This is a genomic window from Brevibacterium ravenspurgense (assembly GCF_001584615.1).
Lineage (GTDB): Bacteria > Actinomycetota > Actinomycetes > Actinomycetales > Brevibacteriaceae > Brevibacterium > Brevibacterium ravenspurgense.
Genome location: NZ_LQQC01000008.1, coordinates 24,538 through 46,951 on the forward strand (window position 1 = coordinate 24,538; position 22,414 = coordinate 46,951).

At 62.2% G+C, this 22,414-nt stretch carries 16 protein-coding genes and 1 other RNA gene; 11 read left to right on the top strand and 6 right to left on the bottom strand.

Annotated features, from left to right (window positions below):
• The 3 genes from nrdI to Bravens_RS03275 form a co-directional block, all read right to left on the bottom strand.
• Positions 1–414, bottom strand: coding sequence for a class Ib ribonucleoside-diphosphate reductase assembly flavoprotein NrdI (nrdI, locus tag Bravens_RS03265; protein WP_019175976.1), 414 nt, complete (start codon positions 412–414; stop codon positions 1–3).
• 2 nt (positions 415–416) lie between these two features.
• Positions 417–665 carry a glutaredoxin-like protein NrdH gene (gene nrdH, locus Bravens_RS03270; RefSeq protein WP_019175977.1) on the bottom strand — a complete coding sequence of 83 codons (249 nt, stop codon included), beginning with the start codon at positions 663–665 and terminating at the stop codon, positions 417–419.
• 337 nt (positions 666–1,002) lie between these two features.
• The gene (locus Bravens_RS03275; protein ID WP_062020253.1) at positions 1,003–2,442 is read right to left on the bottom strand and encodes a PucR family transcriptional regulator; all 1,440 of its coding nucleotides are present in this window, start codon (positions 2,440–2,442) and stop codon (positions 1,003–1,005) included.
• Positions 2,443–2,598: 156 nt separating this feature from the next.
• Between Bravens_RS03275 and speB the strand changes: the two genes are divergently transcribed.
• The 3 genes from speB (at position 2,599) to Bravens_RS03290 (ending at position 6,945) form a co-directional block, all read left to right on the top strand.
• Complete coding sequence (gene speB / locus Bravens_RS03280; RefSeq protein ID WP_062020255.1) at positions 2,599–3,609, top strand: agmatinase; 1,011 nt, start codon at positions 2,599–2,601, stop codon at positions 3,607–3,609.
• Between the two features lie 99 nt (positions 3,610–3,708).
• On the top strand, positions 3,709–5,391 hold the full coding sequence (locus tag Bravens_RS03285) for a thiamine pyrophosphate-binding protein (protein ID WP_062020257.1): 1,683 nt from the start codon (positions 3,709–3,711) through the stop codon (positions 5,389–5,391).
• A 78-nt stretch (positions 5,392–5,469) separates the two neighbouring features.
• Entirely contained in the window at positions 5,470–6,945 is a 1,476-nt protein-coding gene (locus Bravens_RS03290) for a sodium:solute symporter family protein (RefSeq protein ID WP_062020259.1), read from the top strand.
• A 1,134-nt stretch (positions 6,946–8,079) separates the two neighbouring features.
• Here the strand turns inward: Bravens_RS03290 and Bravens_RS03295 are convergent.
• Positions 8,080–8,814, bottom strand: coding sequence for a GntR family transcriptional regulator (locus Bravens_RS03295; RefSeq protein WP_062020261.1), 735 nt, complete (start codon positions 8,812–8,814; stop codon positions 8,080–8,082).
• A gap of 131 nt (positions 8,815–8,945) precedes the next feature.
• Between Bravens_RS03295 and Bravens_RS03300 the strand changes: the two genes are divergently transcribed.
• The 4 genes from Bravens_RS03300 to Bravens_RS03315 are packed head-to-tail and all read left to right on the top strand — an operon-like array spanning position 8,946 to position 14,990.
• Positions 8,946–10,205, top strand: coding sequence for an MFS transporter (locus Bravens_RS03300; protein ID WP_062020263.1), 1,260 nt, complete (start codon positions 8,946–8,948; stop codon positions 10,203–10,205).
• A gap of 14 nt (positions 10,206–10,219) precedes the next feature.
• Complete coding sequence (locus Bravens_RS03305; protein ID WP_062020266.1) at positions 10,220–12,244, top strand: hydantoinase/oxoprolinase family protein; 2,025 nt, start codon at positions 10,220–10,222, stop codon at positions 12,242–12,244.
• Positions 12,234–13,820 (top strand): hydantoinase B/oxoprolinase family protein, encoded by a 1,587-nt coding sequence (locus tag Bravens_RS03310; RefSeq protein WP_062020268.1) that lies wholly within the window; start codon positions 12,234–12,236, stop codon positions 13,818–13,820. The genes Bravens_RS03305 and Bravens_RS03310 overlap by 11 nt, the downstream gene beginning before the upstream one ends.
• A 30-nt stretch (positions 13,821–13,850) precedes the next feature.
• Positions 13,851–14,990, top strand: a complete 1,140-nt coding sequence (locus Bravens_RS03315; RefSeq protein WP_062020270.1) for a tyramine oxidase subunit B — start codon at positions 13,851–13,853, stop codon at positions 14,988–14,990.
• Positions 14,991–15,244: 254 nt separating this feature from the next.
• Here the strand turns inward: Bravens_RS03315 and Bravens_RS03320 are convergent, their stop codons facing one another.
• Positions 15,245–18,694: a Cna B-type domain-containing protein gene (locus tag Bravens_RS03320; RefSeq protein WP_244878107.1), complete on the bottom strand. Its 3,450-nt coding sequence runs from the start codon at positions 18,692–18,694 to the stop codon at positions 15,245–15,247.
• A gap of 388 nt (positions 18,695–19,082) precedes the next feature.
• Between Bravens_RS03320 and chrA the strand changes: the two genes are divergently transcribed.
• The 4 genes from chrA to Bravens_RS03340 all read left to right on the top strand — a co-directional run bounded on the left by chrA (position 19,083) and on the right by Bravens_RS03340 (position 21,433).
• Positions 19,083–20,306 (top strand): chromate efflux transporter, encoded by a 1,224-nt coding sequence (chrA, locus tag Bravens_RS03325; RefSeq protein ID WP_062020274.1) that lies wholly within the window; start codon positions 19,083–19,085, stop codon positions 20,304–20,306.
• A gap of 98 nt (positions 20,307–20,404) precedes the next feature.
• The gene (gene relB, locus Bravens_RS03330) at positions 20,405–20,614 is read left to right on the top strand and encodes a type II toxin-antitoxin system RelB family antitoxin (protein WP_019175984.1); all 210 of its coding nucleotides are present in this window, start codon (positions 20,405–20,407) and stop codon (positions 20,612–20,614) included.
• Positions 20,615–20,616: 2 nt separating this feature from the next.
• Positions 20,617–20,895 carry a type II toxin-antitoxin system RelE family toxin gene (locus Bravens_RS03335; protein ID WP_019175985.1) on the top strand — a complete coding sequence of 93 codons (279 nt, stop codon included), beginning with the start codon at positions 20,617–20,619 and terminating at the stop codon, positions 20,893–20,895.
• 49 nt (positions 20,896–20,944) lie between these two features.
• Positions 20,945–21,433 (top strand): GNAT family N-acetyltransferase, encoded by a 489-nt coding sequence (locus tag Bravens_RS03340; protein WP_062020276.1) that lies wholly within the window; start codon positions 20,945–20,947, stop codon positions 21,431–21,433.
• A 111-nt stretch (positions 21,434–21,544) separates the two neighbouring features.
• Here the strand turns inward: Bravens_RS03340 and ssrA are convergent.
• Positions 21,545–21,934: a transfer-messenger RNA gene (gene ssrA, locus Bravens_RS03345) on the bottom strand.
• Positions 21,935–22,414: the final 480 nt, after the last annotated feature.

Below are 22,414 nucleotides of genomic sequence, written 5' to 3' on the forward strand. Positions count from 1 at the left end.
CTAGATCGCGGTCTGCGGCTGTTGTTGACACAGCTTTTCCAATCCTTCTTTCACTTTTTCGACGTCCTCTTGCGTTCCGAACATTTCGAAGTTGTAGAGGACGGGCACTTTGGTCTTCTCTGCCACCGTGTACGCCGCGCGGCAAAAGTTGTTGCCGAAGTTCGTGTTTCCGGAGCCGATCACTCCGACGATCTTGTCGCGGTTTTCTTTGACATTGAGGAACTTGATCACCTGACGCGGTGTGGAGCCGGCGTTGCGGCCGGCCCCGTACGTCGGTGTGATGAGGACGAAGGGTTCGCTGACCAGCGGGGTGTCGTCCTTCGTCAAAAGGGGCAGCCGCACGGCGGGCAGGCCCAGTTTTTCTACGAACCGGTGGGTGTATTCAGAACCACTGGAGTAGTAGACGATCAGCATTGTCAGACCGCTGCGACCCCCGCACCGCCGGCGGCGGCGAGCGTGGCGATCTTGTCGGGGCGGAAGCCCGACCAGTGGTCGTTGTCCGTCACAACGACGGGAGCCTGCATGTAGCCCATGGCCTTGACGACGTCGAGCGCGCCGGGGTCCTGGCTGAGGTCAACCGACCGGTACTCCAGACCGCGAGCATCCAGGGCGCGGAACGTTGCTGTGCACTGGACGCAGGAAGGCTTGGTGTAGACGGTGATCATGCGGGTCTCCTTCGAGGTGACGAGAGTTTTTCAGGCCGCTCGGCTCTCCATGCCGGACAGTCGAGCAACCACAAGATGTTGTGTTCGGGTACGAGACTACGCCTATATCTCGTGTTACACCAGTGTAATTCGCGGCGGTTTGCGCAGAGTTAACAAGGGGCGAACTGAGCGCCGTCCACACATGTGAACAATGAGAATCACATCGATGTGATCTTGTTTCCGCGAGCTGTCGCGGAACACGCCGCACCCACCAAACTTTTCACCCCGGCTCTGTCCACAGGTCCTCCACGGGTTTCAGCATCTGTCCACAGGCAAAAATTTCTTTCAGTTGGATCTGTCACATCCGGTTAGTCAGACTCCGTTCACGCAGCTGCAATGCCACGTGCACCAAACGCAGCTGTTCCGGATCATGCAGATCCCGTCCCAGAAGGTCGCCCAGCTTCGTTATGTGAGCGCGCACCGTGTGCCGGTGCACCCCAAGTTCAGCCGCCACCGGCTCGCCCGTCTGCCCCAAGCGCGCGGCGGCCCGCAGCGTGACCATCCACGACCGAGGTGCTGTCGCCAAAGGCCCCAACACCCGGTCGGCAAACCGGGCCGCCGCCGTCGGATCAACCGCACCCAGCAGTCCCGCAAGTTCCGACTGCGGATCCGCCCCGCCGAACCACCCGGCCGCAGTGTGCGCCGCAGACTCGAGATCCACCTCGGCGTCTTCACGGATTTCGGCACCTGCCAGGCGGGCAATCCTGAGCACCTGTGGATAGGACCGCGGCCCGCACAGAATGGCCGCCGTCGCAGAATCCCCCGCCATCCCGGCAGCACCTGCCAGCCAGCCCACCAGCCACAGCACCCGGTCGGCAGGCACCTGCTCCAAGCACACGAGGCGGAGCTCCCCTTCTTCTTCCGCTCCTGTCAGGTGCCAGGCGGCACGGCGCTCGGGAAGGCTGGCCTGCGGATTGAGAACCGCGGAAGCATCCTGCGGCTCCGTACCGCTGAGACTGATGTGCAGCAGGGCCGCCGTCGTGGTGAGAACAAGACTGCGAGCGCGGGGGCTGAAAGAACGCGGGTCGGACCCTGCGTCGCGGACGGCAAGCCAGGCAAGCGGAGCTGCACCCACTGGATAGAGGACCAGCCCAGAAAGGCCCGTCTCCTGCGGGCCGGCCGATGCAGAAAAGGCCGCCCGCACGGCAGTCGCCGCCGCCTCGGCCACCGCGGCGGCCGTCAGACCTCCCGCAATGACCACCCCGGCGGGGTTGAGCACGGCAACCTCGGCACCCAGCCGCGAGCGCAGCGACTCGACTGCCCTTTCCATACCGGGGCCCGCCAGCAGGCCCGCAATTGAGCGCTGGGCGGATGCCACCGCGTGCAGTTCGCGGGCATATTCGGCTTCGCGAAGACTGGTGAAGGCGTCGACGACGTCGACAAAGGCGGTGCGCTGGGGAACACCGAACAGCACAAGGCTCTCTTCTTTGGCCGCGGCGACGATCGTCGGCGGAACTTCACTGTGCGGCAGCCCCTCCCCCAGGCCGATGCCCAGGGCCACAGCACCGCCGGCGCGCACCCGCGCCGCATAGTCGGCACTGGCCGCAGGGTCAGCAAGGTCAACGAGCGCGCCCACCGTTAAGAGGACTTCCCCGCCGCGAAGCCACGAATCAATGCTCGGAACTTCGGAGGCGTGGACGATCCGCACTGACTGCGTACGCGCACCCGCCGGTTCACAGTGCACTTCAAGGCTGAGTGCCTGGCTGTCGAGCAGCTCTCCCAGAACAACCACGAGCATCCTCCATTCTACTGTGTGGCAGCGTCACCGGCATATCTCAACGCCCCTTTATATACACAGTGGACTATATACGTTCTCAATTCGCCATTATGGACATATCGTGGCGCGGCTCACCCTTTTAGCCTGGTTGAACATCCCAGCTACGAGGAGGAACACGTGAGCGACAACCAGCCCCTGGGCCCCGCCGACTACAGCCTGACCCCGCGCTTTGCAGGCCCGCCGACATTCGGCCTCCTGCCGCGCATCGACGAAGTCGAAGCACAGCGCCCCGGCCAGCCGATCGACGTCAAAATCATCGGCGTCCCCTTCGACGCCGGCGTCAGCTACCGCAGCGGCACCCGATTTGGCCCCTCGCACATCCGCCAGTCCTCCAAGCTGCTGCGCCCCTACAACCAGGCCACCGACGTTCACCCGTTCTCCTGGCAGCAGGTTGCCGACTGCGGCGACCTGGGTGTGAACCCCTTCAACATCGAAGAGGCCATCGCCGCTGTTGAAGCCAACGCCGACGAAGCCCGCAAGGACGGTGCAAAGCTGCTCACCCTGGGCGGAGACCACACGCTCGCCCTGCCCAACATCCGCTCGCTGTACAAAACCCACGGCAAGATCGCGGTTCTGCACTTCGACGCGCACCTGGACACGTGGGACACCTACATGGGTGCGCCCTACACTCACGGCACACCGTTCCGCCGCGCCTCAGAAGAAGGTCTGCTCGACCTCGAGCGCTGCATGCACGTGGGCATCCGCGGGCCCCTGTACGGCAAAAAGGACCTCGAAGACGACTCGGTGCTCGGCTTCCAGATCCTGCGCTCTGACGACTACCAGTTCCAGCCGCTGCAGGACATCGTCGCCCGCATCCGCAAGCGCCTGGGAGACGCACCCATCTACATCTCTGTCGACATCGACGTGCTCGACCCCGCAGCCGCGCCCGGCACCGGCACCCCGGAGGCCGGCGGTATGACAAGCCGCGAACTGCTCAACTCCATCCGCGGCCTCCAGGGCCTCAACGTCGTCGGCGCTGAAATCGTCGAAGTCGCCCCCGCCTACGACCACGCCGAAATCACCGGCCTGGCCGCCGCACAGGTCGGCTACGAAATCCTCTCCCTGTGGGCCGCCCAGAAGAAGGGCGCCGAAGCCCCCACCGGATTCGCCGCCGACAACCTCGGCTGACCCACTCCCCTCCCGCACACTGCCCCGCACGGCGGCAGCGGGAGGGGAGCTCCACCTCGTACCCCAATCCCCATCCCCACAACCTGCCAAGGAGCACACGTGACCAGCATCAACGAGCCCCTGGAGAGCGTTGACGACGCCCACCGCAACGGCGGCCTGGCCGTCATCGCCGCCCTGGCCGCCCACGGCGTCGACACCGTGTTCGGCATCCCCGGAACCCACAACCTCGAGTTCTACCGCCACCTGGAGACCTTCGGCATCCGCGCCATCACGCCCCGCCACGAACAGGGCGCAGGCTACGGCGCGGACGGCTACTACCTGCTCAGTGGCAAACCCGGCGTTGTCATCACAACCTCGGGACCGGGACTGACGAACGTCATCACGGCAGCCGCGACCGCCTACGCGGAATCCCGCCCTATGCTCATCCTGTCCCCCGGCGTGCCCAACGGGCTCGAACGGGCCGACGTCGGCCTGCTGCACGAAACGAAGGCCACCGCGGAAGCCATCGACAACCTGCTGGTCGGCTCCAAGCGCACCCGCACCGCAGAAGGCGCCGCGGCAGCCGTTTCTGAAGCCTTTGCCCGGTTCAATTCGGAACGCCCCGGGCCGATCCACATCGAGGTGCCCCTCGATGTTCTCGAGGGCCCCTGGCACGGAACCGCCGAGGTGCCGCGCACCATCCAGCCGACACAGCCGGCTGACGCTGTTGTCACCGAAGCCGCGCAGGCGCTGACTGCCGCTGAGCGTCCGCTCATCATTGCCGGCGGCGGTGCTCGCCGCATGGCAGAACCGCTGACCGCGCTGGCTGAAAAGCTCGACGCACCGCTGGTCACCACCGCCAACGGCAAGGGCGCAATTGACGAATCGCACCCGCTGGCCCTGGGTGCCAGCGTGCGCTTCCCCGCGGTGCAGAAAGAATCGCAGACCGCGGACGTTCTGCTGGTGATCGGCTCTGAGCTTGCCGATTCGGACCTGTGGGGCGGACGGATCGGTGCGCGCGGCGTGAATTCGTGGGACCACCTGGGGTGCCCGCCCGAGCAGCCAGCGGGCCAGCCTGTCCAGACGGTCATCCGCTGCGACATCGACCCCGACCAGCTGCACAAAAACCTGCCCGGTGACATCCTCGTCCACTCCGACAGCCTCGCGTTCGTCAACGCTCTGAGCGAGGAACTGGGCCAGCAGCCCGCGCGTCGCGGTGCTGAACGCGCAGCCGAGCTCAACCGCGAATGGCAGGGCGAATTCCCCGACGGTGTGGGTGTGTGGACGACCCGGGCCATTGCGGCTGCTGGTGGTCCTGGGACCGTCATTGCGGGTGACTCTTCTCAGGTCACCTATGACGGAGCCGTCCACGCGCTGGAAGCCCGCACGGAAGACCAGCTTCTGTATATGCCGGGCTTCGCAACGCTCGGCTACGGCATTCCCGCCGCCATCGGAGCGAAGCTGGCAGACCCAGACCGCCCGGTGGTCGTCCACGTGGGCGACGGTGCCGCCATGTTCTCGATCCAGGAAGTCATGACGGCCGTCGAACTCCGCCTGGGCATCCCCATGGTCATCGTCGACAACGGCGGCTACGCCGAAATCGAAGCCCAGATGGAAGAGCGCAGCATTGACCCGTTTGCCGTCCATCTGGCCAGGCCGAACTTCGCCGCTTTGGGCACAGCCTTCGGCGGTAAGGGCGTAGAATTGAGCGCCTCCGACCCCGACTGCGCTGACCAGCTGGAACGCGCGGTTTCCGAGGCCCTGAGCGCCGATGTTCCCACGCTCATCCACGTGACGGTCTGACACCGCCCACCCGTAAGCACACCCGGCGGGGCAGCTTCAGCCGCTGCCCCGCCGCCCTTCCCACAAGAGAGAAACACTATGGAAACAGCTGTCGTAGCCGTCTACATTGCCGGCATGCTCGCATTCGGCGTTTGGGGTCGAATCCGCGCGAAGAACCAGGAGGACTTCCTGGTGGCCGGCCGGCGGTTGGGACCGCTGGTCTTCATGGGCACGATGGCTGCCGTTGTTCTCGGCGGGGCCTCCACCGTCGGAGGTGTCGGGCTGGGATACGTCCACGGCCTGTCCGGCATGTGGCTGGTGGTGTGCATCGGCCTTGGCATCATCATCCTCAGTCTGGCCTTCGCCCCAACGATTCAGCGTCTGGGAATCTACACGGTCTCCCAGATGCTGGAGCTGCGCTACGGTGCTGGCTCCCGCACCGTGTCGGGCATCATCATGACCGCCTACGGCCTGATGATCTCGACGACCTCGACAGTTGCCTACGGCGCGATCTTCCATTCCCTGCTGGGCATCGACCGGGTGCCGGCAGTCCTCATCGGCGGTGCTGTCGTCATGATCTACTCCATGCTCGGCGGCATGTGGTCGATCACTATGACCGACTTCGTGCAGTTCCTCATCCAGACCGTCGGCATCTTCCTCATCCTGCTGCCGATCGTGCTGCAAGACGCCGGCGGCTTCAGCAACATTCGCGACGTTGTGGGTCCCGAAGCGTTCGACCCGGTGGCCATCGGACCGAACATGATCATCACCTACGTGCTGATCTACACCATCGGCCTGCTCATCGGCCAGGACATCTGGCAACGCGTATTCACTGCCCGCTCCCCCGAAACCGCGCGCTGGGGCGGTTTTGCCGCGGGTGTGTACTGCGTGTTCTACGGTGCCGCCGGCGCCCTTGTGGGTGTGGGCGCCCGCGTGCTGGTGCCCGGCATCGAAGACTCTGACCAGGTGTTCACCGCCGTCACCGAACACGCACTGACACCGCTGTTTGCGGGACTTGTTCTTTCGGCAGCGCTGTCGGCCGTCATGTCGACGTCGTCTGGCGCACTTCTGGCTGCCTCGACTGTTCTGCGCCAGGATGTCGTCGAACCCGCACTGACAAAGCGCACCGCGGCGAGTACGGGTCTTGGCGGAGCGCTGCGCGGCAGCCTCGTGCGCGAAACCGGCGACGAAGTGCGCGACTCGCGCATCTACCTGGTGAGCCTCGGTGTCGTGTCGATCATCCTGGCCTGCGTCATGACCAGCGTGGTCGATGCGCTGACAATTGCCTACAACATCCTCGTAGCCGGCCTGTTCATCCCGATTGTCGGCGGCCTGGTGTGGAAGCGCGGCACAATCGTCGGCGTTCTGGCCGGCATGATCGCAGGCACGGGCGCGGCCGTCATCTTCATGATCGTCAACGGGCTCATGGCAAACACGCCGATCTACTTCGGTCTGGGTGCTTCGCTTGTCGCATACGTTGTCGGCTCGCTCATCTCCCGGCCCACACCGGAGCGGATCATGACCGCGTGGCAGGAGCGCATCCGCCGCGGAGTCAAGGCTTCGCCGCGTTCCTGACGCCAGCCTGGTGGCGGCGCCTTGCCAGCCCAGATTCACGCGCTAATGCAGTTTTGCGCCTAAATGCGCTGCATTAACGCGTGAATCTGCATTTAAGCGCAAAACTAGACCGGCTCGCTGCGCAAGTCTGCGGCGGCGGGACAAGAAACTGCAGGCAGTAGGCTGCGCCCCACGGGCTGCGGCTTGATGGCCCGGTGGCGCCCTACCAGCCCGGCTCCACCTCGCCCATCAACCCAGACTCACGCGTTAATGCAGATTTGCGCCTAAATGCGCTGCATTACCGCGTGAATCTGCATTAAAGCGCAAGGTTGCAGTCGCCGGACGCACGCAAAGTTGCGGCAGCAGCCCGCGGGCGACGGCCCGGCGCCAACCCGGCGCAGCCTCGCCCGCCAGCCCAGACTCACGCGCTAATGCAGATTTGCGCCTAAATGCGCTGCATTACCGCGTGAACCTGCATTAAAGCGCAAATCTAGACCGGCGCGCTGCGCAAAGCTGCGGCAGCAGCCCACAGGCGACGGCCCGGGACCAACCCACCTCCACCTCGCCCACCACCCCAGACTCACGCGTTAATGCAGTTTTGCGCCTAAATGCGCTGCATTAACGCGTGAATCTGCATTAAAGCGCAAGGTTGCAGTCGCCGGACGCACGCAAAGCTGCGGCAGCAGCCCGCGGCCGGCGGTGCGGCACCAACCGATGTGAGAACGTATATAGTCCACTGTGTAGAAACATCAACCCAGCCCAGCGTCACCTCGTCAGGCCGGCGGCGTCTCGCCCATCAACCCAGACTCACGCGCTAATGCAGTTTTGCGCTTAAATGCGTTGCATTAACGCGTGAATCTGCATTAAAGCGCAAGGTTGCAGTCGCCGGACGCACGCAAAGCTGCGGCAGCAGCCCGCGGGCGACGGCCCGGCACCAACCCGGCTCCACCTCGCGATCCCGGCGCAGCCTCGCCCATCAACCCAGACTCACGCCCTAATGCAGATTTGCGCTTAAATGCGCTGCATTAACGCGTGAATCTGCATTTGCGCGCAAAACTAGACCGGCGCGCTGCGCAAAACTAGACCGGCGCGCTGCGCAAATCTGGGACTGCTCGCCCCCGCAAATCCGCGCCGACGGGCAGCGGAACGGCTCCCTCAGCCCACCTGCGCGTCTGCGGCAAGCGACGAAAAGTCCAAACCAGCACCGTCAGCTTCGCTTAAATACCGCGTCAGCCGTGCCTGAAACAGCTTGACGTGGCGCACCGCAACCTCTTCGGCGCGTTCGCGGTCGCGCTGTTTGAGCGCATCGATGTACTCCCAGTGGTCATCGTGGACCTTGTCGTAGTGCTCATCGATGTCGCCCAGCCGGGCCGCCCCACCCTGATCACCGCCGAAGCTGAGAAAAGCCAGCCGCTGCAGGTTCGTATAGACCCTTTCGGCCATCGCCAGTAGGTAGGAGTTTCTGGTCAGCTCGGTTTCCAAAATGTGCAGTTCCGCATTTGTGCGGGTCACCGCCGCAACGTCCCGGTCCGCAGCGGCGCGCTCAACAGCGCGGACAGCCTCTGACAGCCTCTCCAGTCCCTCATCGCCAATCCGCTCGACCAACAGCTGAGTGACAGCGCGGACAAGCACGTGCTGCGCTTCGATGAGCTCCCGACACTGACGCAGTGAGATAGAGGCGACCCGGTAGCCGCCCCGAGCATCCGCCTCGACAAGCCCTTCGGCCGTCAGTCGGTGCAGTGCCTCGCGCACGGGAGTGCGGCTGAGCCCAATGCTCGCCACCAGTGCACCTTCGTCGATCTTCTGCGCGCCGCGCAGCTCCAGAGTGAGAATGCGCCGGCGCATTTCGACGTAGGCGGTTTCCCTCGCACTTGTCTTCCGCGTAGTCATGCTCCTCATTATCAGGCAACTGCAATCCCGCGCCCGCAAAAACGTAACGCGCTTCACAAAGCGGCTTAATCATGACAGCCTGTATTTATTCCGTATACAAGCTGAACGCTTCCCGATCGGAAGGAAAGCAGATGAACCCGAACGCATCAGATATTGAAGCGCTCACCGTCAAATACCGCCGGCGCGCCATCGCGGCCTCCGGAATCGGCTGGGGGCTCGACGGCTTCACCTGGTCGATGTACGGCTTTGCGCTCGTCGCCGCCGCCGGCACCCTGGGCATGAGCTCCGGCGCTACCGGCTGGGTCAGCGCCATCAGCATCGTCGCCTCCGCAATCGGCGGCATGATCTTCGGAAACCTCGCCGACCGCTACGGCCGAGTGCGCATGCTCACGGTCGTCATCCTCGGCTACAGCATTTTCACCGGTCTGACTGCGACCTCGCAGGGACTGTATGACTTCCTCCTGTGGCGCACGCTGGAAGGTCTGTTCTTCGGCGGTGAATGGGCTGTCGGTGCGGCACTTGTTGCCGAGTACGCTCAGCCGGAGAAGCGCGGACGCGTCCTGGCGTTCATCCAGAGCTGCTACGCCATCGGCTGGGCCGTTTCAGCCCTTGCCTACCTGACGGTGTACTCGATCTTCCCCGAAGAGGTGGCGTGGCGCTACCTGTTCCTCGTGGGTATTCTGCCGGCGCTGGCCGCCTTCTTCATTCGCCGCGGCACAAAAGACGCTACGGAACTCCACGGAGACCAACAACCAGCCGCCAAACCCAGCCAACAGCCTGATAAGAGCTTCGGCAATCTGTTCCGCGACGGCCTGGCGAAGACCACCATCGCCGCCACTCTCCTGGGCATCGGCGTCCAGGGCATCTACTACTCCGTCTTCATCTTCCTTCCCACCTACCTGCAGGAAGAGCGCGGACTGAGCATTGTCGGCACCGCCGGCTTCACCTGGGTGGCAATCGTCGGTTCGTTCATCGGATACGTGTCCTCCGGTTACTTCCTCGACTGGATCGGCCGCCGGCCCACATTCCTCATGTTCTTCGTCGGCTCGGCCCTGAGCGTGTCGCTGTTCGTCTTCACCCCCGCCGCTCAGCCCGAGCTGGGCATTCCCGTCATCTTCCTGCTGGGCTTCTTCGCCTCCGGCCAGGCGGGAGGCACCGGCGCGTACCTGGCAGAACTGTTCCCCACTGACATCCGGGCAACCGGACAGGGCTTCGCCTACAACCTGGGCCGTGGCCTGGCAGCCTTCGGCCCGCTGACGGTGGGCCTGGCCGCCGAGACCATCGGCTGGGGCAATTCGATCATGGTCATCGCCATCATCGGCGCTGTCACGGGAATCATCGCCCTGTCGCTGCTGCCGGAAACCAAGAACAAGGAAATCGTCGAACTGTGAGTCAAGGAGAGCACATGTCTGCAGGACTGCACGTTGCCGTTGACACCGGCGGCACTTTCACCGACATCGGAATTCGCAAGGATGACGGCGAACTGTTCGTGTGGAAGGTCCCCTCGACACCGGAGGCACCGAATGAAGCCGTGATTGACGGGATTGTCGGCGGGCTCGAGCAGATCGACCGCAGCCCCGAGGAGATCACCCGGCTGGTGCACGGTACGACGGTGGCCACGAACACCGTCCTGACCCGTGAGGGCGGACGCGTGGGTCTTCTGACAACCCGTGGTTTCCGTGACGTTCTGGCGATCGCCCACCAGGACCGCCCGGCGATCTACGACTACCGACAGACCCGACCGGCACCTCTCATTTCCGATGACACGATCTTCGAAGTCGACGAGCGGATCGACGCTGACGGCGAAGTTCTGACCGAACTGGACGAAGCAGCGTTGGACCAGTTGGCCGAAACCATCGCGAGCGCGGACCTCGATGTGCTCATCGTGTCGTTCATCAACGCCTACACCAACGGCCAGCACGAACGTGCCGCTGTGAAGCGCCTGACCGAACTGAACGCGGCACCCGTGGTGTCGGCCGCGACCGAGGTTGCCACCGAGATGCGCGAATACGACCGCACCTCGACCGCTGCGATCAACGCCTACGTCCGCCCGAAGGTGTCGACGTACATGGAGAAGCTGGAATCAGGCATCGAGGACCTCAAGATCCCGTCGCGCCTGTGGGTCATGCAGTCCAACGGCGGTCTGCTCAACCCGAAGATGGCCAGCACCCAAAGCGCGAAGACCGTCCTTTCCGGCCTTGCCGGCGGGGTTGTCGGGGCGGCCAACTGGGCGCGTTCGCTGGGGCTGAAGAACGTCGTCAGCTTCGACATCGGCGGTACGAGCACCGACATTGCGCTTATTCGCGACGGCGTGCCGGATGAAACGAACTTCACTGAAATCGATTCGATGCCGCTGCGCCTGCCGAGTGTGGACGTGCACACGATCGGTGCCGGCGGAGGTTCGATCGCCTGGCTGGACTCCGGTGGGAGCCTGCGCGTGGGACCGCACAGCGCCGGGGCCGTCCCCGGCCCCATCAGCTACCGCCGAGGTGGAACTGAGCTGACCGTGACAGACGCTCACGCGGTCTTGGGTCGGCTGGGTGGTGAGCTGCTCGGCGGTCGTTTTGAGCTCGACATCGATGCCGCACGTGCCCGCATGGAGGAGTTCGGCAAAACGTTGGGGCTGACAGCCGAGGAGTGTGCTGAAGGCATCATCAAGGTCATTACGGCGACTATGGCACGCGGTGTGCGCAAGGTGTCGGTTGAGCGCGGTGTGGACATCCGGTCGTGCAACCTCATGTCGTTTGGAGGTGCCGGTCCGCTGCACGGTGCTGACCTCGCGGTTGAACTGGGCATGGAATCGGCGGTCATTCCGCCGCACCCTGGCATTGCGTCGGCTGTGGGCATGCTCGATGCTCCCATCCGCCACGACTTCGCCCATCCCGTGCAGGCAAACGAATGGACCAGGCTCGAACCGCTGGAAGCGGCTTTTGGAGACCTGCAGGATCAGGCTCGCCGGGAAATGGAAACCGACGAGTTCGACCGCGAATGGCTGGTCGATGCCCGCTATGTGGGCCAAAGCTATGAACTGACGCTGCCGTTGGAAGACAGCTGGCACGAACAGCGCCGGGCTTTCGACGAAGCTCACGCTGAACGCTACGGCTACAGCGATGACGACGCGGCCATGGAAATCATTGTGGTGCGCCTGCGGGCCACCATCGAATCCGAACTGACCCGCGAAGCCCAGGCGAAAGCGGGCACCGGCGCTCCTGAGCCCAAGACCACCCGCCAGGTCTACATCGACGGCAGCTGGACCGAAGTCGACATCTACGACCGTGATGCGATCCCGGCAGGCACCTCGATCCCCGGGCCCATCATCATCGACCAGTTCGACACGACAACCTTTGTCCACCCCAGCCTGACGTGCTTCTGCGACGACCGCGGCTTCCTGCACCTGCGCACCCGAAAGAGTGATGACGATGACAAGTGAATCCACACAGCTCAACGCCGTTGAACTTGAGATTGCGCGCAATCGCCTGACCTCGGTGTCAGAGGAGGTGGGTACGGCACTGATCCGCACCTCGTACTCCCCCAACATCAAAGACAGGCGTGACTGTTCAGCTGGCATCTACGATGCTGAAGGCCACCTGATCACGCAGGCAGAGCACATTCCGCTGCACCTGGGACTGATGCCCACGCTCATTGAGAACGCAATCGCAGAATACGGGCTCGACAACATCAAACCCGGTGACGTTCTCATCACCAACAATCCCTACCTGGGCGGTTCGCACCTGCCTGACATGTGCGTCATCACCCCCGTGTTCGCCGGTGAGGAGCTTGTTGCGCACGTGGCGACAATGGCCCACCACGTCGATGTCGGCGGCTCCACGCCGGGGTCCATGGCCACCGATGCCACGGAGATCTTCCAGGAGGGCATCCGGGTTCCGCCCATTCGCCTGTTCGCGGAAGGTCAGCTGCAGACCGAAATCATGGCGCTCATGCTCATGAACATCCGCACGGCAGACAAAACCCGCGGTGACCTCATGGCGCAGGTTTCGGCAAACAAACTGGGTTCACGCCGTGTGCTGGAGCTCATCGAAGAGTGGGGTGTGCAGCACTTCTACGATTCCTGCGATGCGCTTGTGGCCTACAGCGAGCGCCGGGCACGCGCGGCAATCGCCTCCCTGCCGGACGGCAAGGGCAGCTTCGTCGACTATCTCGAACACAACGGTGTGGAACCGGAGATGATCCCCATCCACGCCGAGGTTGAAATCAGCGGTGACGAAATCACCATCGACATGACCGAAACCGCAGACCAGGTTGCCGGGGCTGTCAACTGTTCATACGCGGTGGCGCTGGCCTGCGCCTCGTACGTGGTGAAGATGATTGCAGACCCGACCCTGCCCTCGAACGCGGGCCTGACCGCGCCGATCAACGTCAAAACCCGGCCCGGCAGCCTCGTGCACGCCCAGTTCCCCGCCCCCGTTGCGCACGGGAACACGCAGACCTCGCAGAGGATCGTCGACACGATCCTCGGAGCGCTCGATACGTTCACCGAGGGCCTGGTGCCGGCCGCCTCGAGCGGCAGCATGAGCATCATCACGATCGGCGGCGTGGACCCACTCAACGGGGAGTACTACTCCTATGTGGAAACCTATGGCGGCGGACAGGGCGCCGGCCCCGAATTCGACGGCGCTTCCGCCACCCACACGCACATGACCAACACTCGCAACACCCCGTGCGAAGTGATTGAACGTGAATACCCGCTGCGCGTAGACAGCTACGAAATCGCTCGTGACACCGGCGGTGACGGTGCTGCGACCGGCGGCAGCGGACTGCGCCGAAGCCTGACGCTCACCCGCGGTCAGGCGACGGTGGTTGCTGGTACATCGCGCGTCACGACGACTCCGTGGGGCCTGGAAGACGGCGGCGATGGAATCAGTGCCCGCATCACCCTCGCCGAAGGTGATGAGCTGCGCGAACTCGAATCGATGTCAAAGCTCACGGTCCGCGCAGGACAGACCGTATCCATCCAGACCGCGGGCGGCGGTGGATACGGGAAATGACACCCACAATCTTGTTGGAGAGAAAAAACCATGTCCGACACCCGTATTGACTTCCTATACCTGAGCGAACCCGACATGATTGCCGCCGGCGTGACCGACATGGCTCGCTGCGTGGACGTCATGGAGGAAACCCTCGTGCTTCTGCGCCGCGGCGATTTCCGGATGGCAGGTTCGAACGCCATGTCGCACGGTGCGATGGTCAACTTCCCCAAAGAACCCGAATTCGACTCCATGCCGGCCGACGGCCCAGACCGCCGTTTCATGGCGATGCCGGCCTACCTTGGCGGACGCTTCCACACATCCGGTGTGAAGTGGTACGGCTCGAACGTGGAGAACCGCAAGAAGGGTCTGCCCCGGTCAATCCACACTTTTGCCCTCAGCGACGCCGACACGGGAGCGCCGCTGGCGTACATGTCCGCAAACCTGATTTCGGCATACAGGACCGGAGCGATTCCCGGTGTCGCCGTTAAGCACCTGGCCCGTTCGAATGCGCGGACGTTCGGCATTGTGGGCCCCGGCGTCATCGGCCGGTCCGTCACACAGGCGGTGCTGTCACAGTGCAAGGACATTGAGGAGATCGTGGTCAACGGCATCGACCAGCCGGACGTGGACCGCTACCGGGCATTCATTGAAGAGAACTTCCCCCACATCCGGTCGGTGCGTGCGGCTGCCGATGTCGAGGCGGTGGTCCGGCAGGCCGATGTTGTCACCGTGACCGTGACGACCGGCGAAGAAGGTTCGTCCGCTTTCCCCTTCATTGACGAAGAATGGATCAAACCGGGAGCGATTCTTCTGCTGCCCACGGCCGTTCGATTCGATGACACGTTCATTGCGTCGGACCGCGTGACGAAGGTTGTCGATTCCTGGCGCCTATACGACGCGTGGGCTGATGAATACGGTGTCGGCGCCTACCAGAAGCTGGGCATCATCGGCACACACTGGCACGACCTCATGCGGGCAGGCCTTCTGGAACGCGATTCGATTGTCGACATGGCCGACATAATCGAAGGTGCCGCACCCGGCCGGCAGAACGACGACCAGATCTTCCTGTACTCCGTCGGCGGCATGCCAGTCGAGGACGTTGCCTGGGCCACCGAGGTCTACCGCACCGCACTGGACAAGGGCATCGGCACCACGCTCAACCTGTGGGAAAGCCCCGCTTTGGCTTGAGGGCGGCTGCGGCGGCTTGGCGGTGCTGGGGCGCTTTCACGCCAGATTCACGCGTTAATGCAGATTCACGCTTAAATGCGCTGCATTAACGCGTGAATCTGCATTTGCGCGCAAGGTTGCAACCGCGGCGCACCCAACGAACACCGCCGCACCGTTAACAGGCACTGAAACGGGCTGGGTTCGAGTGACAGTTGTCACTCGAACCCAGCCCGCTGCTGTTGCGGTCAGCTTTCAGTTGGCTACAGCCTTTCGGTTCAGCTCCTGCGGGTGCGGAACATCAGGAGCGTTCCTGCGCCGATGGCTGCGACCGCCACTGCGAGCAGCCCCGCGAACTCGGCACCAGTCCGCGGCATTCCTGGCCCAGGACTTCCTGGTTCACGAGGCGCCGGCCCTGGTGTCGGATCCTCACTCGGCTCCGGCGTCGGGGTACCGGACGGACCGGGGGTCGGCTCGTCGCTCGGTTCCGGCGTTGGTTCATCGCTCGGATCCGGAGTCGGCTCAGGCGTTGGTTCATCGCTCGGATCCGGAGTCGGCTCAGGCGTTGGTTCATCGCTCGGATCCGGAGTCGGCTCAGGCGTTGGTTCATCGCTCGGATCCGGAGTCGGCTCAGGCGTTGGTTCATCGCTCGGATCCGGAGTCGGTTCAGGAGTTGGTTCCGCCTTACGGGTGTTCGTAACCGTTACCTCGTAAGCGTTACCGGCCTCTTCCACCTCGACAGCGGAGTTGTAGCCCTCAACCGAATCTTCCTTCACCGTGTAGGTGACCGGGTCCCCGTCGATCGCGGTGGGCAGCTTTTCGAACGTGTGCTTCCAACCGCCCGCAGCAGACAGTTCGACCTTGTCGCCCACCGGAGTGCTTTCTTCACCCCTCTTGCGGATCAGCTGGACCTTCACCGCGTTCGGAGTCTCCGTGAGGTTTTCACCCTGTTCGTTCTTCCACACCTTTTCAACATTGACGTCGATGGGTGTGCGGACAGTGAACTGGGCAGAGGTGCGCATGCGCAGCCTCGTGTTTTCGGCACGGCCGACAGCCTTGTTGACGACAACATCGCCACTCTCAGCCTCGTGAAGCTCTGTCTTGACGGTGATGGTCTGCTTATCGCCATAGGCCAAAGGCGCAGCGGTGATGACGCGAATTGCCGTTGCGTCCTCTTGGAGGCCTTCCTCCCAGATGTCTGAAGGCTCACCCGTTTTGCCGTTGGCCTTGGCATTGGGGTCTTCATCAACGTCAGTTGCCGTCGTGCTGTAGACCTTGGCACCCTCGGCACCTTCAACACCCGTCACCTTGAGCGTGCCATCGAACTTCGAGCCCTGTGGGTCTCCATTTGCCGGGAGCACGTCGATGACGTCCGTCAGGTTGGACTTGGTCGGGTCGTTCGACGTCAGGTCAATAGTCCATTCGTTGGCGGCGACACCGTTCGGGGTTTCATCGACGACGGGGGTCTTAACGCTCTTCTTCAGCGAGGTGTAGCCGGCCTCCGGCACTGTGACTTTGGCCTGTGCCTTGCGAGTCTGGCCCTGGCTGGTGGCACTGACCTCGTTGACGTAGACGTCACCAGGCTCGGCGTCCTTGGGCAGCGTGGCCTTGTAGTTGATGACCCCCGCGTTGCCTTCGTCAAAAACGCGAATGTTGGGTTCAACATCGGCCTTTGTCCATGTCAGAACCTGCTGCCCCTTGCTGTTGGTTGTCACCTCGGGCTCAACATCGGCGCTGCCGGCAACATACTCCATACCCTTCGGCAGGGTGTCTTTGATGACCACCTGATCCTTGGGCATGTTGGCCACTTCAGATTCCAAGCCGTAGCGGATCGTGTAGTCAGCTTCTTCGCCCGGACCGTATTCGGGCTGAGCAACATCCTTGACAACGACCGGCAGTGAGGGCACGACGCGCAGAAGGTCACGGCCTGGACCGGCATACGGGTAGCGAACGCCCTCGGTGATCACACCGGGGGAAGCGAAGCCGGGAGTGATTTCCCGTTCGTTCGTGACGCGATCATAGGCAATCTTCGCGTTGATTCCCATGTCCCATTTGGTGTGTGTTTCATTGAGCACGGAGGTCCACGTCCAGACGTCTGCGCCGACCTCTACATCGTCATGAATCTTCTGTTCGATGGTCAAGTAGAAGTACGACTGTGGCAGTTTAGACAGGTGGCCCTTGTCGCGAGGTACGCGAACCTTCACAGCTTTGACCTTGGAAAGGTCGTCGGGCTTGGTGTAGCTCCAGCCGTCCTTTTCGTCTTTGCCTTCGTCAAACGGAGTTTCTTCGGTTCCGCATTTGAAAAGGTTCGGGTCCTCCACCTCGCCGGTGTAATAGAGGATCTTGATGTCCTCAATATTCTTGCCGTAATAGACGTTGGGCTTCGCGTCAGGGTCAGCCACGACACGAGCGTTGACGAAATCAACACGCTGAGTATCGAGGGTGTTGCAGATCCAGTTGTCAGAAAAGCCCTCAACCCGGGGAGGCGCAATACCGGAAACGGACATCACAGTTGCACCCACCGGTGCGCGAGAGGTATCAGACCATCCGATGCCCGGGTAGGCCTTTGGTGACTGCGATCCAACCACCCATGCGCCCGTCCAGTTGCCGCGGATCATCGGTGCACGGTTCTCGTTGTTTGACGGATCGTCATCACTGGTCGAGCCATCTACGGCGGTGTAGGTCGGCGCAGATGCTTTCAACTTCACGTTGGTGTTGCGGTTCGAGTCAGGGCCAGAAGCTCTGTAGGGAACTTTGACCCGCAGCTCACCAGCGGCGATCACTTCACGGGGATACTTCGGCTGCACCTGTGGCAGACGGATGCCGTTGGAGTCGAACTCTGCGCGCTTCGACTTGTAGTCCAGGTCGGACAGAGTCAGACGGAATGTGTTCGTATCCGGGTCAATCAGTGTGAACTCACACGTTGGGAACTTCGCAGTCTGCTCCTGCGGCTTGCCGGGCGCTGAGAACGGGTAGCCGGGGTGCACTCGGTCAATGGGTGCGCAGGCTACTTCCTGGGGCGTGATCTTCTCGCCGCGCACCCCGTTGATCGTTATGTCGTAGCTGACGCTGCCCGGTCCTTCGGGCGAGCCCGATGCGTGCGACAGGGAGAACGGGAAGTTCATGAACTGGTCCGTATCCGGCTGACCTGTCAGCGAGCTCGGTGCACCGGCGTCGAACTTGGCATCCATGAGGAACGGAGCCACGATCGGAATCTCAGGCAGGGTGGCTTCGAGACCCCGGAATGTTGCCTTTGCAGTGACCTTCGACTTCGCGGGACCATCGACCTTGACGCCCGACAGCACCATCTGGGCGGTGCCTTCGTCACGCTCACCGATGTCGCACGTCAGGGTGCGCTTATCCTCAGAAAGCTTTGAAGCTCCCTTGTCCACGCTGAGACATTCACTGGGAATCTCACCGAAATGAGCGTTCTCGACTGTGACCGTGAGCAGGTTGTCCGTTGTGGGGTCGTTGCCCGGCGCCGGCGCGGAGTCGTTGATATCCATGTGCCACACCATGGAAAGAACGTCGAGACCAGAGGTGACTTCCTCGGGCTGCTTCTTCCATTCGCCTTCGAGCTCATAGGCCTTCGTGCCGCCATTGCTTTGTGCGGTTCCGGCGGCGTACACCGATTGCGGTGCCAGCACCATAAGCAGTGCAACGAGCATGGCGACAAACGTCACGATTCGCTTCTGCATACTGCGGTCGGAGGTTTTCAATCCTGCCACTTTGGCCTCTCCACGATTGTCTTGTCGATGCCGGCCACCTGCCGGACGCTGAAGCACTGCAATCAGACCCGCCGATGAACACACCACTCACAGGGCATAAACAGCGCACTCTAATTATCACATCTTTTTAAGATTTTTACTAGGGTGCGGTTTTGCTGCCAGATTCACGCGCTAATGCAGTTTTGCGCTTAAATGCGCTGCATTAACGCGTGAATCTGCATTTAAGCGCAAGGTTGCAGTCGCAGGATGCGCGCAAAGCTGCGGCAGTGAGTGCGAGCAGCAGGACACGGGCCGCCGGCGGCTGCACTCCGCAGGCCGCGGAGCATCCACGGCTTGCAACATCCACGTGTTCACTCGCCGTTCACTCCGCTCATGGCCTAATGGGCGTATGGCACCGACAGCTGAAACACACGCACCCAAACCAGCCGGAAACCCTTTCGAGGTGTTTCAAGCCTTCCTCAAACTGGGGCTAACTTCGTTTGGCGGGCCAGTCGCCCACCTGGGCTATTTCCGCACTGAGTTTGTGCAGCGCCGCAAGTGGATCAGCGATGACCACTACGGACAGCTGGTTGCGCTGTGCCAGTTCTTGCCGGGCCCGGCATCCTCGCAAGTGGGCTTTGCTCTGGGCCTTCTCAGAGGCGGAACTCTTGGAGCCCTTGCCGCCTGGGCAGCCTTCACCCTCCCCTCGGCTCTCCTTCTGGTGTTGTTCGCACTCGGTGCCGTCCACCTCGGCGGTCCAGTGGGTGATGGCCTCCTCATGGGGTTGAAAGCTGTTGCCGTTGCTGTTGTGGCGCACGCGGTAGTGGGCATGGCGTCGACACTCGCACCTGATCTCCGGCGCGGGCTCATTGCTGCGGCAGGGGCTGCTTTGGCTCTGCTGATACCGGGAAATCTCGGTCAGGTGACCGCTATCGGTGTGGGGCTTGTGGCCGGGCTGCTTTTCTGCCGTGGGATGGCTGGTGGCGCTGACCATCCCCTGCGTGTGCCCGTCTCGAAGACCGCGGGTCTGGTCAGCGCTGGTCTGTTCGCAGTCCTCTTAATGGGGCTTCCGCTGTTGGCCGGCCTGGTTGCGAACCCGTGGGTCGCCACTGCCGATGCGTTCTACAGATCTGGTGCGCTGGTGTTCGGGGGCGGGCATGTTGTGCTGCCGCTGTTGCAGGGTGAGCCCGCGATTGCCGAGGCGGTAAGCCAGGACCAGTTCCTAGCGGGTTATGGAGCGGCTCAGGCTGTTCCCGGCCCCCTGTTCACATTCGCAGCGTTCTTGGGGTTCACCATGGAAACCGGGGCCGAGGCGTGGCTCAGCTCCGCACTTGCTCTGGCTGCCGTTTTCCTCCCCGGAGTACTGCTGGTGATCGCCGCGCTGCCGTTCTGGGCTGCGGTGCAGACAAGCCCACTGGCCCGCTCTGGTGTGGCGGGGGCGAACGCCGCTGTTGTCGGGATCCTCGCTGCGGCCCTCATCACCCCGGTTGTCACTTCGGCCATTACGGGACTCGCTCCCCTGCTGATCGTGCTGGCGTGCCTGGCACTGCTCATGCTGGCCAAGTGGCCAGCGTGGGCCGTCGTGTTGATCGGCGCGGCGACTGGGCTTGCAGCAAGCTTCATTGGGGCGTAGGTGGGCGGCAGAGCGAATCACTGCCCGCGGAGACGACAACCTTGCCAGACAATCCTCGTGCAGAATACAATGTATTCAGCACGAGAAAGGAGTGTGTCATGAGCACAATGACTGTCCGAATGTCTGACGAAGACGCAGCCCTTGTTCGCAAGTACGCTGACTTTGAAGGCATCACGATTTCCGACTTCGCCCGGTCAGCGATCTTGGAGAAAATTGAAGACTCCTATGACCTACAAGAACTCCGCGAAGCAATTGCCGAGGACACTGGCGAACGATTCAGCATTGACGAGGTCCTAGAGGAACTCTGACAATGACTTCGCCTAGGTACCGCGTCGAACTCACCTCTAAGGCTCGGAAACAGCTGAAGAAAATGGATCGCTTCGACGCGCGCATCCTCGCGACGTGGATAAAAAACAAGCTGGACGGATGCGCAGACCCCCGGACCTTCGGCAAAGCCCTCACCGCCAACCACTCGGGAGAGTGGCGGTACCGAGTTGGGTCGTATCGAATTCTCGCGGTCATTCACGATGACATCATCACCATCGAGGTCTTTTCCATCGGCCGGCGCGACAAAATCTACGGGCGCTGAACGAAAAGCTGCGAAAGCACACTTTGAAGCTCTTTGCTCGAAGGGAACAATGACTGCACTCACGACTGAGCGACTGATACTTCGCCCTCCACGCGACGGCGATGAAGATGCCGTCTTCACAATCCACTCGGACCCAAGGACCTACCAGCATCGCCCTGAACTGGCGATGAAGAACCGCGAAGAAGCCTTCGAGCTGCTGGCCGCATGGCAGCGCAACTGGGCGGAGGACGGAATCGGCTATTTTGTTGTCGTCCGAGAACCAGCCGACATCATCGGTTTTACAGGCCTGCGCTTCTCAGAAGAACAGGGCGAACAGGTACTCAACCTCTACTACCGTTTTGCGCCCGAAGCCCAGGGAAAGGGCTATGCCGCCGAAGCCGCGGCGGCCGCCATCGAATGGGCACACCAGACGCACCCCGAACGTCCAGTCGTGGCGATCATTGATCCAAACAACGCTCCGTCTGCCCGGTTGGCTGAAAAGCTCGGTTTGCGCCTGCAGACGGTAGACCATGAACAAGGCCACCTGTACCGACTTTGAGCACCCCCCCTTGCAGAGCTTCGGCGCACTGGAACGCAAGCCGACGGCTGTCGAAAAGCGCCAAATAAAAAGTCCCGGGACACCGCATAAGCGGTGTCCCGAGACTTAACTGAGTGGAGATGGCGGGAATCGAACCCGCGTCCGTCGACGATGCACCAAGGCTTCTCCGGGTGCAGTTCGTGAAGAATGTTTCTTAGGTCCTGAGCTTGGCACGAACACCGTGCTCAACAGACGGAGTTGAGTAGAAGTCCCAACGATGTCCCCAACAAACACCGTCAGCAGTGGCTTTCAAAACTGATACCGGGAGCTAGGCCGAAAGCAGACCTAGGCCGGCAGAGTCGCAGCTCGCTAGTTGAAGGCCTTTATCAGGCGGCGAGGGCGAACTCGGTGCGGTCGTTAGATTTAGCACCTATTGTTTTGCAAGGATCGTTAACGAGATGACCCTGCATCCTCGACCCGCTTCACTCGACACACACGTCAACGTCGAAACCGATCATCCCCATATTCATTTGTCTAACACACAGCCGTAACGCTGCAGACTCAGAAGATTATTCCACCCCAGCGGCCAACAACACCAACCGGGGTGCACCACAACGATGCCGAGGGCCTGAGCCGGAACAACAGCAGCACCAGAACCGACAGTTCCACCAGCCTCACAGCACCCGCCATGAGCTAACTCAGAGACGCTCAGTTTGCAAACTGAAAAGCGCATATCCCACAGCTTTGTCCACAATGGTGGAAAAGCATCGCTCAACAAGCAAAAACCCCGTTGATTCACGGTTAAGGGAACCTTGCCGCAGTCTTATTCCACAAACCCACCCACAGTGCACCCTGCGGCGTGACAGAAATCCACACTCCGGCATTCGCGCAGGTCAGAGACCCAAAACCAGCGAAACCGCCACCTCAGGCCGCACTCTGAGAAAATTTTTCCAGCAACTTATCCCCACTTTATCCACAGGGGCGCCTGAAAACTGCCCACAT